The organism is Salipiger sp. PrR003, assembly GCF_010500785.1.
GTDB classification, from domain to species: domain Bacteria; phylum Pseudomonadota; class Alphaproteobacteria; order Rhodobacterales; family Rhodobacteraceae; genus Salipiger; species Salipiger pacificus_A.
This window is the reverse complement of record NZ_JAAGOV010000026.1, coordinates 124,117-137,448: the sequence shown is the minus strand read 5'-3', so window position 1 is coordinate 137,448 and position 13,332 is coordinate 124,117. Positions and strand designations below refer to the sequence as shown.

Annotated in this window: 12 protein-coding genes; 8 read left to right on the top strand and 4 right to left on the bottom strand. The window is 68.4% G+C overall.

Going from position 1 to position 13,332, the window contains the following annotated elements:
- Positions 1-19 precede the first annotated feature (19 nt).
- Genes cobU through cobS form a run of 3 tightly spaced genes read left to right on the top strand, consistent with a single transcriptional unit; the run spans position 20 to position 2,323 of the window.
- A complete protein-coding gene (cobU, locus tag G0D83_RS04370) occupies positions 20-550 on the top strand; it encodes a bifunctional adenosylcobinamide kinase/adenosylcobinamide-phosphate guanylyltransferase (protein ID WP_164189878.1) in 531 nt (176 codons plus the stop codon).
- Positions 534-1,550: a nicotinate-nucleotide--dimethylbenzimidazole phosphoribosyltransferase gene (gene cobT, locus G0D83_RS04365; protein WP_164189875.1), complete on the top strand. Its 1,017-nt coding sequence runs from the start codon at positions 534-536 to the stop codon at positions 1,548-1,550. Before cobU ends, cobT begins: the two co-directional genes overlap by 17 nt.
- The gene (gene cobS, locus G0D83_RS04360) at positions 1,547-2,323 is read left to right on the top strand and encodes an adenosylcobinamide-GDP ribazoletransferase (RefSeq protein WP_164189873.1); all 777 of its coding nucleotides are present in this window, start codon (positions 1,547-1,549) and stop codon (positions 2,321-2,323) included. The genes cobT and cobS overlap by 4 nt, the downstream gene beginning before the upstream one ends.
- Before the next feature lie 46 nt (positions 2,324-2,369).
- On the opposite strand, the gene G0D83_RS04355 is transcribed toward cobS, so the two are convergent.
- Complete coding sequence (locus G0D83_RS04355) at positions 2,370-4,748, bottom strand: 1-deoxy-D-xylulose-5-phosphate synthase N-terminal domain-containing protein (protein ID WP_164189871.1); 2,379 nt, start codon at positions 4,746-4,748, stop codon at positions 2,370-2,372.
- Positions 4,749-4,878: 130 nt separating this feature from the next.
- On the opposite strand from G0D83_RS04355, the gene G0D83_RS04350 reads away from it, so the two are divergent.
- Positions 4,879-5,343, top strand: a complete 465-nt coding sequence (locus G0D83_RS04350; RefSeq protein ID WP_164189869.1) for an Lrp/AsnC family transcriptional regulator — start codon at positions 4,879-4,881, stop codon at positions 5,341-5,343.
- A gap of 121 nt (positions 5,344-5,464) precedes the next feature.
- Here G0D83_RS04350 and G0D83_RS04345 read toward each other — a convergent pair whose 3' ends face one another.
- The 3 genes from G0D83_RS04345 to araD form a co-directional block, all read right to left on the bottom strand.
- Positions 5,465-6,178 carry a ribonuclease activity regulator RraA gene (locus G0D83_RS04345; RefSeq protein ID WP_164189867.1) on the bottom strand — a complete coding sequence of 238 codons (714 nt, stop codon included), beginning with the start codon at positions 6,176-6,178 and terminating at the stop codon, positions 5,465-5,467.
- Positions 6,179-6,250: 72 nt separating this feature from the next.
- The gene (locus tag G0D83_RS04340) at positions 6,251-7,147 is read right to left on the bottom strand and encodes a dihydrodipicolinate synthase family protein (RefSeq protein ID WP_164189865.1); all 897 of its coding nucleotides are present in this window, start codon (positions 7,145-7,147) and stop codon (positions 6,251-6,253) included.
- A gap of 28 nt (positions 7,148-7,175) precedes the next feature.
- Entirely contained in the window at positions 7,176-8,918 is a 1,743-nt protein-coding gene (gene araD / locus G0D83_RS04335) for an L-arabinonate dehydratase (RefSeq protein ID WP_164189863.1), read from the bottom strand.
- Between the two features lie 249 nt (positions 8,919-9,167).
- Between araD and G0D83_RS04330 the strand changes: the two genes are divergently transcribed.
- The 4 genes from G0D83_RS04330 (at position 9,168) to G0D83_RS04315 (ending at position 13,297) form a co-directional block, all read left to right on the top strand.
- Complete coding sequence (locus G0D83_RS04330) at positions 9,168-10,217, top strand: ABC transporter substrate-binding protein (RefSeq protein ID WP_164189861.1); 1,050 nt, start codon at positions 9,168-9,170, stop codon at positions 10,215-10,217.
- A gap of 76 nt (positions 10,218-10,293) precedes the next feature.
- On the top strand, positions 10,294-10,713 hold the full coding sequence (locus G0D83_RS04325; RefSeq protein WP_108970439.1) for a tripartite tricarboxylate transporter TctB family protein: 420 nt from the start codon (positions 10,294-10,296) through the stop codon (positions 10,711-10,713).
- Positions 10,714-10,723: 10 nt separating this feature from the next.
- Entirely contained in the window at positions 10,724-12,220 is a 1,497-nt protein-coding gene (locus tag G0D83_RS04320; protein WP_164189859.1) for a tripartite tricarboxylate transporter permease, read from the top strand.
- Between the two features lie 39 nt (positions 12,221-12,259).
- Positions 12,260-13,297, top strand: coding sequence for a LacI family DNA-binding transcriptional regulator (locus tag G0D83_RS04315; RefSeq protein ID WP_235939674.1), 1,038 nt, complete (start codon positions 12,260-12,262; stop codon positions 13,295-13,297).
- The last annotated feature ends 35 nt before the right edge of the window (positions 13,298-13,332 follow it).

Genomic DNA, 13,332 nt, shown 5'->3' with positions numbered 1-13,332 from the left:
GATGCTTTCCCATGCGGAAATGACAAGGTCGATACTCATCACGGGCGGGGCACGGTCAGGCAAGTCGACGCTTGCCGAACGCAGGGCGCTCGCCCCCTGTGGACGGGCGATTTATATCGCCACCGCAGAGATTTACGAGGGTGATGAGGAAATGGCCGCGCGCATCGCAGAGCACCGTTCGCGGCGGGGCGCCTGCTGGCAGGAGCTGCACGCGCCCCGCGATCTTGGCGCCGCGCTGCGCGCCAGCGACGGCGATCTGCCTCGGCTTGTCGATTGCCTGACGCTCTGGTTGACGAACCTGCTGCTGGCCGAGGCGGACTGGCGCAGCGCGGTGCAGGCGCTGGTGCAGGAGATCGCGCGGCAGCGCGCCCCGGTGATTTTCGTGACCAATGAAGTCGGGGCGGGAATCGTCCCGGAGAACCGGCTCGCCCGCAGCTTCCGCGATGCCGCGGGCTGGATGAACCAAGCCGTGGCCGAGGCCTGCGACGAGGTCTGGCTGGCGGTGGCGGGCTACCCAGTGAAGGTGAAACCGAATGAGCATTCTTTCTGACATCCCCACGCTTGCGGCCATCGCGGATTTGGCAGGGACGCTGCCCGGGGCCGACGCGGCCGCGGCGCAGGCCGCGCGGGACCGGCAGGCGAGCCTGTCCAAGCCGCCGGGCTCGCTGGGCCGGCTCGAGGATCTGGCGGTCTTCATGGCCGGTTGGCAGGGGGCCGAGCGCCCGCGGCTCGGCAAGGCGCAGGCGCTGGTCTTTGCCGGCAACCACGGGGTCTGCGCGCAGGGGGTGAACCCCTTCCCGCAGGAAGTCACCGCCCAGATGGTGGCCACTTTCGAGGCCGGGGGCGCAGCGATCAACCAGCTCTGCCGCGCCGCGGGGGCCGAGCTGTCGGTGGTGGCGCTCGACCTCGACCGGCCGACGGCGGACATTACCGAAGCCCCCGCGATGACCGAAGCCGAGACGCTGGCCGCGATGCGGCGCGGCGCCGAGGCGGTCGCGGGCGACGCGCAGGTGGTGATCCTCGGCGAGATGGGAATCGGCAACTCGACCATTGCCGCGGCGCTCGCCTGCGCCGGTTTCGGCGGAGATCCAGAGGGCTGGATCGGTCGCGGCACCGGTTCGGACGAGGCGGGCCTTGCACGCAAGGCGGGTGCGGTGCGCCGCGCCTGCGCGCGCCACGCCGGGGCGCAGGGGCTGGGCATTCTCGCGGCGCTCGGCGGGCGCGAGCAGGCGGCGATCTGCGGCGCGCTGATCGAGGCGCGGGCGCGGCGTATCCCGGTCATCCTCGACGGGTTCATCTGCACCGCGGCGACCGCGCCGCTCTTCGCCGCCAATCCGCGGTTTCTGGAGCATTGTCTCGTCGGCCATGTCAGCCGCGAGCCCGGCCACGCCCGGTTGCTCGACGCCATGGACAAGGCGCCGGTGCTGGCGCTCGACATGGCGCTTGGCGAGGGCTCGGGGGCGGCGCTTGCGCTCGGCGTGCTGCGCGCGGCCTTGGAGTGCCACAACGGCATGGCGACCTTTGCACAGGCCGGGGTCTCGGGCGGATGAGCCCGCTTCGCGCCCGGCTGCGCGAGCTGCAGGTGGCGGTGATGCTGCTGACACGGCTGCCCGCCGGGCGGATCGCGGGGGATGCGCCCTCGCTCGCCGCCGCCCGCTGGGCCTTTCCGCTGGTGGGCGCGCTGGTCGGGCTGATCGGCTGGGCGGCCTTTGCGGCGGGCTTGGCGCTGGGGGGCGCGCCCCTGCTGGCGGCGGCGCTGGCGGTGGCGGCGCAGGTGCTGGCGACCGGCGCGCTGCATGTCGATGGGCTGGCGGATTTCGCCGACGGGATCGGTGGCGGGCGCGACCGGGAGCATTGCCTCGAGATCATGCGCGACAGCCGCATCGGCAGCTACGGCGTGATGGCGCTGATCCTTGCCACCGTGCTCTGGGGGGCGGGGCTGGCGCAACTCGGGCCGGAGTTGGGGTCCGCCGCCGGGGCGGGCTGGTTCGTGCTGATCGGTATGGTCAGCCGCGCCGCGATGGTGGGCCTGCAAGAGCTGCTGCCCCCCGCCCGCGCCGATGGGCTGGGGCGGCTCGCCGCGGGCCGCAGCCGGGCGGCGCGGGCGATGGTGCTGGGCCTCGCGCTGGTGGGGGTGGCGCTGGCGGGCGGCGCAGCTCTCGTGCTGGGGCTGCTCTGCTGCGGCGTGGCCGGAACGCTTGGGTGGCTCGCCCGGCGCCGCATCGGCGGCGTGACCGGCGATGTGCTCGGGGCGGTACAGCTTGTCTCCGAAGTGACTTGCTGGGCGGCATTGGCGCTGCTGCTGGCCCCCTGGGCGCCCTAGCGCGCAGGGGGATTTTTACCGGTGGAATTTTCAGAGGGCCGCCGCGTCAGGCGACCGCCGCCCCGACGGTCAGATGGGTCACCGCCTGCGCGAGGCTCTCGCGATCCAGACCGAAGTGGCGGTAGAGATCGCCGATTGTCCCGGTCTGGCCGAAGTGCTCGACCCCATGCGGGATCACCCGGTGCCCGGCGACCGCGCCGAGCCACGACAGTGTTGCCGGGTGTCCGTCGATTGCCGTGACCAGCGTGCAGTGGCGCGGCAGCTCGCCGAGCAGCGATTCCACATGCGAGCGCGCCTGCGCATTGCCGCGCGCCCGATCCCGCTGCGCCGCGGTCCAGCCGGCGTTGAGCCGGTCCGCCGAGGTCACCGCCAGAACCCCCACATCGCGCCGGTGCTCGCCGATCATCCCCGCCGCGGCGATCGCCTCGTCGGCCACCGCGCCCTGATAGGCGATGACCACCGAGCAGTTCGGCCCCGGCTTGCGCAGCCAGTAGCCGCCGTCGATGGCGCCCTGCACGAAGGCGTCGTCATGGCGCTTGCCGGGCTGCTCGAGCGGCTTGGTGGTGAGCCGCAGGTAGACCGAGCCGCCGGTCTCGTCGCGCAGCCATGTGCGCTCGTCGGGGTCTCCGCCGCCGTCCTTGTGTCCATCGCGCTGCAGGTAGTCGAAGGCCCATTCCATGATCACCGCCAGCTCGTCGGCAAAGGCGGGCTCGAAGGCCGCGAGCCCGTCCTGGCTCATGCCGATGAGCGGCGTGCCGATCGACTGGTGCGCGCCGCCCTCGGGGGCGAGCGTGACGCCCGAGGGCGTGCCGACGATCATGAAACGCGCGTCCTGGTAGCAGGCGTAGTTCAGCGCATCGAGCCCGCGCGCGACGAAGGGGTCGTAAACCGTGCCGATGGGGATCACCCGCTTGCCGAAGAGGCTGTGCGACAGCCCCGCCGCGCCAAGCAGCAGGAAGAGGTTCATCTCGGCGATACCAAGCTCGAGGTGCTGCCCCTCGGGGGCGAAGTTCCACTTGGCGGTCGAGGGGATGCGGTGCTCGATGAAAGCATCGCTCTGCGCCGCGCGGGCAAAGAGCTTGCGCCGGTTGACCCAGGGGCCGAGGCCGGTGGTGCCGGTCACGTCGGGCGAGGTGGTCATGATCCGCGCCGCCAGATCGCTGTCACCGCGCGCCAGATCGTCGAGGATCTTGCCAAAGGCCATCTGCGTCGAGATCTCGCGGCTGGTGTCCACCGCGACGGCAGGGACGGGCAGGCGGGCATCGGAATAGCGCCGCGCGCCGCGCGCGAAGAAGGGCACGCGGGCGAGGAACTGCTTCAGCGCCGCGCCATCCTTCACCGTGGCGAAGGGCTCCCATTCCTGACCCTCGGCGACGCCCATATGCGCCTGCCATTCGGCCATCTGCGCCTTGGTCATCAGCCCGCCGTGGTTGTCCTTGTGCCCGGCGATGGGTGTGCCCCAGCCCTTGATCGTATAGGCGAGGAAACACACGGGGCGGTCGTGGTCCACGGCGGCAAAGGCCTCGGCCATGGTGGACACGCAGTTGCCGCCGAGGTTCTCCATCAGCGCCGCCAGCTCGGCATCGCTGCGCCGCTCGAGGAGCGCCGTCACATCGCCCTGATCGCCCAGATCCTCCATCAGCCGCTCGCGCCAGACCGCGCCGCCGCGGTAGGTCAGGGCGGAGTATTCGGCATTGGGGCAGGCGTCGATCCAGTCGCGCAGCCGCGCGCCGCCGGGCTCGTCGAAGGCATCGCGCTGCAGGGCGCCGTATTTCACCCGCACCACGTCCCAGCCGAAGGCCTCGAAGATCTTCTCGACCCGCCCGAAGAGCCCCTCGCGGACGATGCCGTCGAGCGACTGGCGGTTGTAGTCGATCACCCACCAGCAGTTGCGCAGGTCGTTCTTCCAGCCCTCCTGCAGCACCTCGTAGACATTGCCCTCGTCAAGCTCGGCATCGCCGACCAGTGCGACCATCCGGCCGGCATCGACCTCGGCCCCCCAGTCCTTGGCGCGGATGAAGTCCTGCACCATCGAAGCCAGCGCGGTGATGCCGACGCCAAGCCCGACCGAGCCGGTGGAGAAATCCACATCGTCGATGTCCTTGGTGCGGCTCGGGTAGCTCTGCACGCCGCCGTAGCCGCGAAAATTCTCCATCTTCTCGCGCGTCTGGTTGCCCATCAGGTACTGCATCGCGTGGAAGATCGGCGAGGCATGGGGCTTGACCGCCACCCGGTCCTCGGGGCGCAGCGCCGAGAAGTAGAGCGCCGTCATGATCGACACCATCGAGGCCGAGGAGGCCTGATGCCCGCCGATCTTGATGCCGTCCTGCTTGGGCCGGAGATGATTGGCGTTGTGGATCATCCAGTGCGACAGCCAAAGCAGTCGCTGCTCGATCATCTTGAGGTGCTGCGCGTCGTCGGTCATGTAGTCCCTCCCTTTCCGCGCGAGCGTATATGACTCGCCGAAGCGGAACTCGCCTTTCCCATTGCCCATGGCGCCTTTGTGTAGTGGAAATAAGCGTGAGAGATGGATTCGATGGGGAAAATCAGCGCACATGAGCCAGGACCTCGACGAGATCGACCGAAAGCTTCTCCGCGAGCTGCAGAAAAATGCGCGCGCCAGTCATCAGGACCTGAGCGAGCGGATCGGGCTCTCGGCCTCGCCCTGCGCGCGGCGGATCCGCAGGCTCGAGTCCGAGGGCTATATCACCGGCTACAGCGCCCGGATCGACGAGGGAAAGCTGGGGTTCGGCTTCAGCGTGTTCATCTCGGTGCGGCTCGACCGGCAGATCGACGACCGGCTGGAGGCCTTCGAGACCGAGGTTCGGCGCTGTCCCGAGGTCGTCGACTGCTGGCTGATGACCGGCAGTTTCGACTACCTGCTGCGGATCTCTGTGCGGGATCTGACGGAATACGAGCGTTTTCTCACCGGGCGGCTGACCAAGCTGCCCGGGGTCGCCTCACTGGAATCCTCGATCCCGATCCGGCGGGTGAAGGACACGCCCGCGCGGCTCGACTGAGCCCGCGCAGGTGCCGTGCAGCAGCGCTCGGCGACCCTCGCGCCTCCGGTCGGGAGATCAACCGCCGCAAGATGCGGCGTGACGTAAGCGCCACATGCGACGCGCACGTTGGCGGGGCCGGTCAGCGCCCGTTCTCGGCCCGCCACGCTTCGAAGAGGGGGCCGTATTTCTCTTCGTTGACGCGGGGATAGAGCCCGATGATCGGCGCGCCCGCCTTGACCTGCTCGACCACGAAATCCTCGTATGCGGTCATCTCTCGGGCCTCGGCGGCGACCTCGTCGGCCATATGCGCCGGGATCACGATGACGCAATCCGCGTCGCCGACGATGATGTCGCCGGGGAACACCGGGGCGTCGCCGCAGCCAATCGGCTCGTTGATCGCGATGGCCTCGTTGTTGGTGAGGTTGGTCGGGCTCGACGGGCGGCTGTGATAGGCCGGCATGTCGAGCTCGGCGATCACCGCAGCGTCGCGGAAGCCGCCATCGGTGACGACGCCGGCACCGCCGCGCATCATCAGCCGGGTGATCAGGATGTCCCCCGCCGAGGCGGCGTTGGCCTGCTTGCGGCTGTCCATGACCAGCACGTGGCCCTCGGGGCAGGTCTCGATCGCCACGCGCTGCGGGTGCCCGGGATTGCGGAACTCCGACAGCTGGTTGCGGTCCTCGCGGGCGGGCATGTAGCGCAGGGTGAAGGCCGGGCCGACCATGTTCCGGCCTTTCCAGCCGACCGGGTGCACGCCCTGGATCACCTGGCTGCGCAGGCCGCGCTTGAAGAGCGCAGTGGCCAGCGTTGCGACGGAGACATCCATCAAGATGGCGCGGGTTTCGGGATTCATCGGGGTCTCCTCCAGAAGGACAGGGGGGGCGTGTCGGGCGGGGCAAGGTTCGGTGCGCCCGGCGGATGGGTGTCAGATCAGGCCGTTGGTCTTGAGGAAGACCTGCAGTTTCTCCTCTTGCGCAGGGGTCAGCGGCCAGGCCGAGGGCGGGCGGGTCGGGCCGCAGTCAAAGCCGGTGGCCTGGAGCGCGGCCTTCACGCCGGTGACATTGGTGCCGTTCAGCTCTTCGGCGCGGATGTCCTCGAAGGCCTGCATCTCGTGGATCAGCCGGTTCGCCTCGGTGTAATCCGATGCCTCGAGCGCCGCGTGGATCGCCAGCGAGCGCTCGGGCCAGACGTTGATCAGTCCCGAGGTGAAGCCGCGCGCGCCCACTGCGTAGAAGGTCGGCGCCCAGACCTCGGCAAGACCGCCGACCCAGGTGATCGCGGGATCGCAGGCGGCCTTGGCGGCGGCGAGCTTCTGCGGGTTGGGGGTGGCCCATTTCACGCCCTTCACCCCGGGCACCGCGCAAAGATCGGCGATGGCGCCGGTGCCGATCGCGTCGTTGCGCAGGTAGAGCATCATCGGCAGCCCGCCCGAGGCATCGGCGATGGCCTTGACGTAATCGACCGTGCCGCGCGGCGCGACAAAGGGGTCTGGCGGTTGGTGGATCATCAGCGCGGTGGCCCCGGCCTCGGCACTGGCGCGGGCCAGCGCGCAGGCGTCGCGGATGCCGCGCCCGATGCCCGCGAGCACCGGGGCGCGGCCGTCGACCATGGCGCAGACCTCGCGGGCCATCACGCAGGCCTCGTCGGTGGTCAGCGCGTAGAACTCGCCGGTGTTGCCGTTGACCACGGGCATGTGCAGCCCGGCGCCAAGCGCGCGGTCGAGGATCGGGGTGAGCTTGGCCGGGGCGATCTCGCCCGCCTCGTCATAGGGGGTGACAAGGATGCCGGAGATGCCAGCGAGGGCGCTGTCGAGATCGAGCATGTGGGTCCTTTCTCGGAAACTGTCGGGCTCAGAATATGTCGGGCTCGCCGGCGGCGCGGCCGAAGTCGCGCTCGAGGTAGTCGAAGTCGCAGCCCTTGTCGGCCTGGGTGACGTGGCGCGAGAACATGTAGCCCCAGCCCCGTTCGAAGCGCGGCTCCGGCGGCGTCCATGCGGCCCTGCGGCGGGCGATCTCTTCCTCGTCCACCAGCATGTCGAGGCTGCGGTTCGGCAGGTCGAGCCGCACGATGTCGCCGGTCTTGAGCAGCGCCAGCGGACCGCCGACGAAGCTCTCGGGCGCGACATGCAGCACGCAGGCGCCGTAGGAGGTGCCGGACATGCGGGCGTCGGAGATGCGCAGCATGTCGCGGTGGCCCTGCTTGATCAGCGCCTTGGGGATCGGCAGCATGCCCCATTCGGGAAAGCCCGGGCCGCCCTGCGGGCCGGCGTTGCGCAGCACCATGACGTGGTCGGGCGTCACGTCGAGCGTCTCGTCGTCGACCGCCGCCTTCATCTCGGGGTAGCTGTCGAAGACCAGCGCCGGGCCTTCGTGCACGTGGAACTTGGGATCGCAGGCGGCGGGCTTGATCACCGCGCCGTCGGGGCAGAGGTTGCCGCGCAGCAGCGCCAGCGAGCCCTCGTGGTAGACCGGGTTCGTGAGCGGGCGGATCACGTCGTCATTGTAGACCTCGGCGGTGGCGATTTCGTCGCCGAGTGTGCGCCCGGTGACGGTGAGGCAGGAGAGGTCGAGCATCTCCTGCATCTGCTTCATCAGCGCACGCAGCCCCCCGGCGTAGTAGAAATCCTCCATCAGGTAATCCTTGCCCGAGGGGCGGACGTTGGCGATCAGCGGGGTGACCCGGCCGAGCGCGTCGAGATGGTCGAGCGTCAGATCGACGCCCGCGCGGCGCGCCATGGCGATGAGATGGACGACGGCATTGGTCGAGCAGCCGGTGGCCATGGCGACCTTGGCGGCATTCTGCACCGCGGCGGGGGTGATGATCTGCTCGGGGGTCATGTCCTCCCAGACCATCTCGACGATGCGGCGACCGCAGTCGGCGCCCATGCGCTGGTGACCGGAATCCGAGGCGGGAATCGAAGAGGCGCCGGTCAGGCTGAGCCCCATGGCGTCGGTGATCGCGGTCATCGTCGAGGCGGTGCCCATGGTCATGCAGGTGCCCGCCGAGCGCGCGATGCCGCCCTGCAGGCCGAGCCAGTCCTCGTCGGTGATATTGCCGGCGCGGCGCTCGTCCCAGTACTTCCAGGCATCCGAGCCGCTGCCCAGGATTTTGCCCGCGTAATTGCCGCGCAGCATCGGGCCCGCGGGCAGGAAGAGAAAGGGCACCCCCGCCGAGATGGCGCCCATGATGAGCCCCGGCGTGGTCTTGTCGCAGCCGCCCATCAGCACCACCCCGTCGAGCGGGTGGGCGCGGATCTGTTCCTCGGTCTCCATCGCCAGCATGTTGCGGTAGAGCATCGAGGTCGGCTTGTTGAAGCTCTCGTCGACCGAGAGCGCGGGCATCTCGACGGGGAAGCCGCCCGCCTGCAGCACACCGCGCTTCACGTCCTTGACCCGCTCGGGGAAGTGGCTGTGGCAGGAGTTCAGCTCGGACCAGGTGTTGAGGATGCCGATGATCGGCTTGTCGCGGAACTCGCCTTCGGAATAGCCGAGCTGCATCATCCGCGAGCGGTGGCCGAAGCTGCGCAGGTCATCCGGGGCGAACCAGCGCGCGGACCGCAGCTGTTCGGGCGTCTTGCGGTGCTTTTGCGACATGATTCACCTCCGTCTCATCGCGGTATCTTGGTGTTGGTGTATGCGTATACACAATCGAGCGTCAAGCGATTGGAGGGCATTTGCTCGATAATTGCGTGCAAGCTGGAAATCCTTGACAGGTATGTTGCAGATGTGGTCTTCAGCTATGTATGCGCTTACATGGCGTATGGCCATTCAGGCCGGGCGCGAGACAGGAGACCGCTCGGCCACGAGACAGCCGGCCGCAAGACGGCCCATCGGGAGGAAACGATGACATTTACCCGCAGAACCCTTCTTGCCGCGGTGTCCGCCGCGGCCATGGTCGCAGCGCCGCTGGCTGCCGAGGCGCAGAACCTGCCGCGGAACATGCGCATGGTGATCGGCTCGACCTCGACCGGGCGCGACACTTACCAGAACTCCGCGATCGTCGCCGAGGCGCTCGCGGAGAAGCTGGGGATCAACATCAAGGTCGATGCCGTGGGCGCTTCGGAGGGCTTCAAGGCGCTGGCCCGCGACAAGCGCGGCACCACGATCATGATGTTCCACGACCAGAGCTTCCTCGGCAACCTCTACGGGGTTACCGGCTATGCCGACCCCTTCGCCGACTACACCGTCGGCCCGACCGTGGCGATCAACCCGGGCAACGCCTATCTGGTGCCGGCCGACAGCCCCTACCAGACGATGGAGGACATCTTTGCCGCCGCCGAGTCGGGCACGCGCGTGCGCGTCGCCATCCAGCCGGGCGGCGTCTCCGAGATCGGCTTCACCGCGATGAAGAACGCCGCGCGGGTGCGCGCGCCGGGGTCCGAGGCGAATATCGTCGCGGTCAACACCGGCTCGCAGTCCGACAAGAACCAGGCGATGTGGGATGATCTGGCGGATGTGATCAACGGCTCGATCCAGGCCAACGAGCAGTTCACCCAGCTTGACCCCTCGGACGAGAAGGCCATGCGTTTCGTCTGGATCACCGCCCGCCCCGAGACGCTGGAGCAGGCGCCCGAGGCCGGCATGGGAGACACGACGCGCGCCGACATGCTGGGCTATGCCAGCCCCGAGACCAGCGTGACCCTCGACGGCAGCGAGGACTTTACTTTCGACAAGGAATTCTTCCTGCTCTACAACAAGGACATGGATCCCGAGATCATCGCCGCGATCGATACGGCGCTGACCGAGCTCTACGACGAGGGCAAGATCCAGGAGCGGCAGAAGGAAGCTTTCTTCATTCCCGACTTCCTGCCCTCCGAGGCAGCGCGCGAACACCTGACCCAGAAGCGGGATACCTACAGGCAGGTGATCGACGAGATCTCCTCCGGCTCCTGACCGCCGCGGATCTCACCGCCCGGCCGGGGGTGTCCGGCCGGGCGCACTGCAGCCTGCCACCCATAGGGAGGACCCAATGGGCGACCTGACCCGTGTGACCATCGACTTCGACACGTCGCACCTGATTTTCCCCACGCTCATCGCCCTCCTTCTGGGGCTGCTCGGGCTGGCGATCGTGATCCGCGACCGTGCGCGCATCGCGGCGGCGGGCGGCACCTGGCGCCGCACCTGGGGGGCCATGGACAAGCCGCGGTTCCTCGGCGCGCTGGCGCTGACGCTGCTCTACTTCTCGCTGATGGTCCCGGTGGGCGACATCTGGCCCAACACCGGCCTGGGCTTCTTGCTGTGCTCGATCCCCTATCTGCTGGCGACCGGCCTGCTGTTCATGCACGAGCGTGGGCCGCGCAAGGTGCTGCCGCTGCTCATCGTCGCGCTGGTCGGGCCCACCTTCGTGTGGTGGCTCTTCACCTATCCGCTCTTCCTGACCCTGCCCTGAGGGAGCCGCCATGTTCGAGATCCTCACGCCTCTTTTCGTGTCGCTGATCGTCGGCGGCACGCTGGTCGGCATCATCTTCGGCGCGATCCCCGGCATGACCGCGACCATGGCCGTCGCCGTCTGCCTGCCGCTGACCTATTCGCTGGGCCTCGAGAACGGGCTGGCGCTGCTGCTCGGGCTCTACGTCGGGGGCATTTCGGGCGGGCTGGTGCCCGCCATCCTGCTGGGCATCCCCGGCACGCCAAGCTCGATCACCACCACCTTTGACGGCTATCCCATGGCGCAGAAGGGCGAGGGAGAGAAGGCGCTGCGCATCGGCATCGTCGCATCGCTGGTCGGGGGGCTGGTGTCGCTGCTGGTGCTCGACCTCTTCGCGCCGACGCTGGCGGATTTTGCCATCAAGTTCTCCTACGTCGAGAAGTTCCTGATCATCTTCTTCGCGCTCACGGTCATGGCGGCGCTCTCGTCGGACATGCTGCTTGGCATTTTCTCGGGGGTGCTGGGGATCTTCGTGGCGCTGATCGGCACCTACGACATTTCGGACGGTGGCAACGGCAACCTGCGCCTCGTGCCGCCGGGCACCGAATACTGGCTCGAGAGCGGCTTTTCCCTCCTGCCGGTGCTGATCGGGCTCTTCGGTCTTGCCGCGATCCTCGAACAGGCCGAGATCGGCGTGCCGAAAGGCCATTCTTCGAAGGACATCAACGTCGGCAGACACGCGCGCTTTTCCTTTGGCGTGTTCCGGGGGCAGGGCATCAACCTCCTGCGCTCGTCGCTGATCGGCACCTTCGTCGGCATCTTGCCCGGCGTCGGCGGGTCGGCCGCCTCGATCATCAGCTACACCAACGCCAAGACCTTCTCGAAGACTCCCGAGCGCTTCGGCAAGGGCGAGCCCGGCGGCATCATCGCCTCGGAGGCGGGCAACAACGGTCTGACCGGCGGCGCGCTGGTGCCGCTGCTGTCGCTGGGCATTCCGGGGGATTCCACCACGGCGCTGCTGATCGGTGCCTTCACCCTGCAGGGCATCCAGGTCGGCCCGCTGTTCATCGGCAACAACCCCGGCACATGGGACGCGATGATCATCGCCATGCTGATCGCCAATCTAGCCATGTTCGCGATGATGTACTTCGCCATACGCTACTTCGCGCTGGTGGTGACCATCCCCAAGCATATCCTGTTCCCGGTGATCCTGATGATGTGCGTGATCGGGGCTTACACGATCAACTACGGCATCATGTTCGACGTCTGGACGCTGCTGATCTTCGGGGTGCTGGGCTGGCTTTTCACCAAGCTGCGGCTCGAGGTGGCGCCCTTCATCATCGGCTTCATCCTCGGGCCCTCGGCAGAGATCTATTTCGTCAAGAGCCTCGAGAGCTTCGGCGATGTCACCATCTTCTTCACCAAGAGCTGGATCGCGGTGCTGCTGTGGGTGCTGATCATCGGCTCGGTGGCCGGGGCCGTGCTGATGGCGAAAAAGAACCGTCAGATCGCGGAAGAGCCCGTCTGAGGCTTGCGCCCGCCAGCGGCTGGACCGAAGATGCGCGCGATGAACGAAGATCAAGCGAAAAAGCCGCGGGCCGCCCGCAAGGGCCAGGGCCGCGGCGTCACCATGGAGACGGTGGGACGGCTGGCTGGTGTCAGCCAGGTGACGGTGTCGCGCGCGCTGTCGGATCCCTCGAAGGTCTCCCCCGCGACCATGGCCAAGATCCAGGAAGCCATCGCCCAGACCGGCTTCGTGCCCAACGCGCTGGCCGGGGCGCTGGCCTCCAGCAAGTCGATGCTGATCTCGGCGCTGGTGCCCTCGATCACCAACATCGTCTATTCCTCGATGGTCAAGGCCTTCTCCGAGGAGATGCGCGAAGCGGGCTACCAGATCCTGCTGTCCGAGACGGGGTTTGGCCCCGAGGACGAAGAAAAGCTCATCGCCGCGCATCTGTCGCGGCGGCCCGACGCGATGTTCCTGACCGGCATCCACCACAGCGCGCAGGCCCGGCGGATGCTGCTCGGGGCCGAGATCCCGGTGGCCGAGGTCTGGGACATCACCGACAGCCCGATCGATTTCTGCGTTGGGTTCAACCACGCCGAGACCGGACGGGCCGCCGCCGAATACGCTCGCCGCAAGGGGTATTCGCAGGCGGGCGTGGTCTCGGCGGGCGACGAGCGCGCTCGGCGGCGCAGCGAGGCTTTCGCGCGCGAATGGGAGCGCAGAGGCGGCGCGCCGGTCTCGAAGATGCTCTTCGAGGCGCAGGCCTCGCTGGCCAATGGACGCGCCGGGCTGCGCGGACTGCTCGAGCAGGGCTTCTCCGGCGGCGTGGTGCACTGCTCGTCGGATCTGCTCGCCCACGGCGTTCTGATCGAGGCGCAGGCACAGGGGCTCGATGTGCCGGGGCAGATCGCGGTGATCGGCTTCGGCGACCAGGAGTTTGCCGCCACGGTCGAGCCGGGCATCACCACGGTGCGCGTCGACATGGCGGCCTTTGGCCGGGCCGCCGCGCAGGCCATGCTGGCACGGCTTCAGGGGGCGGACGGCGGCGCCTCGGTCATCGACCTTGGCTTCGAGATCGTCGGGCGCCGGTCGGCGTGACCGTTGGGCCCCGGGCCCCGGCCACCGGGGCTCCC

What these genes read in the sequence shown, in the direction of transcription:
- G0D83_RS04320 (WP_164189859.1), top strand. Translation starts at nt 10,724, where the DNA reads ATGTTCGAGATCCTCACGCCTCTTTTCGTGTCGCTGATCGTCGGCGGC.
- G0D83_RS04350 (WP_164189869.1), top strand. Translation starts at nt 4,879, where the DNA reads ATGAGCCAGGACCTCGACGAGATCGACCGAAAGCTTCTCCGCGAGCTG.
- cobT (WP_164189875.1), top strand. Translation starts at nt 534, where the DNA reads ATGAGCATTCTTTCTGACATCCCCACGCTTGCGGCCATCGCGGATTTG.
- G0D83_RS04355 (WP_164189871.1), bottom strand. Translation starts at nt 4,748, where the DNA reads ATGACCGACGACGCGCAGCACCTCAAGATGATCGAGCAGCGACTGCTT.
- G0D83_RS04340 (WP_164189865.1), bottom strand. Translation starts at nt 7,147, where the DNA reads ATGCTCGATCTCGACAGCGCCCTCGCTGGCATCTCCGGCATCCTTGTC.
- G0D83_RS04315 (WP_235939674.1), top strand. Translation starts at nt 12,260, where the DNA reads ATGAACGAAGATCAAGCGAAAAAGCCGCGGGCCGCCCGCAAGGGCCAG.
- cobS (WP_164189873.1), top strand. Translation starts at nt 1,547, where the DNA reads ATGAGCCCGCTTCGCGCCCGGCTGCGCGAGCTGCAGGTGGCGGTGATG.
- G0D83_RS04330 (WP_164189861.1), top strand. Translation starts at nt 9,168, where the DNA reads ATGACATTTACCCGCAGAACCCTTCTTGCCGCGGTGTCCGCCGCGGCC.
- G0D83_RS04345 (WP_164189867.1), bottom strand. Translation starts at nt 6,178, where the DNA reads ATGAATCCCGAAACCCGCGCCATCTTGATGGATGTCTCCGTCGCAACG.
- araD (WP_164189863.1), bottom strand. Translation starts at nt 8,918, where the DNA reads ATGTCGCAAAAGCACCGCAAGACGCCCGAACAGCTGCGGTCCGCGCGC.
- cobU (WP_164189878.1), top strand. Translation starts at nt 20, where the DNA reads ATGACAAGGTCGATACTCATCACGGGCGGGGCACGGTCAGGCAAGTCG.
- G0D83_RS04325 (WP_108970439.1), top strand. Translation starts at nt 10,294, where the DNA reads ATGGGCGACCTGACCCGTGTGACCATCGACTTCGACACGTCGCACCTG.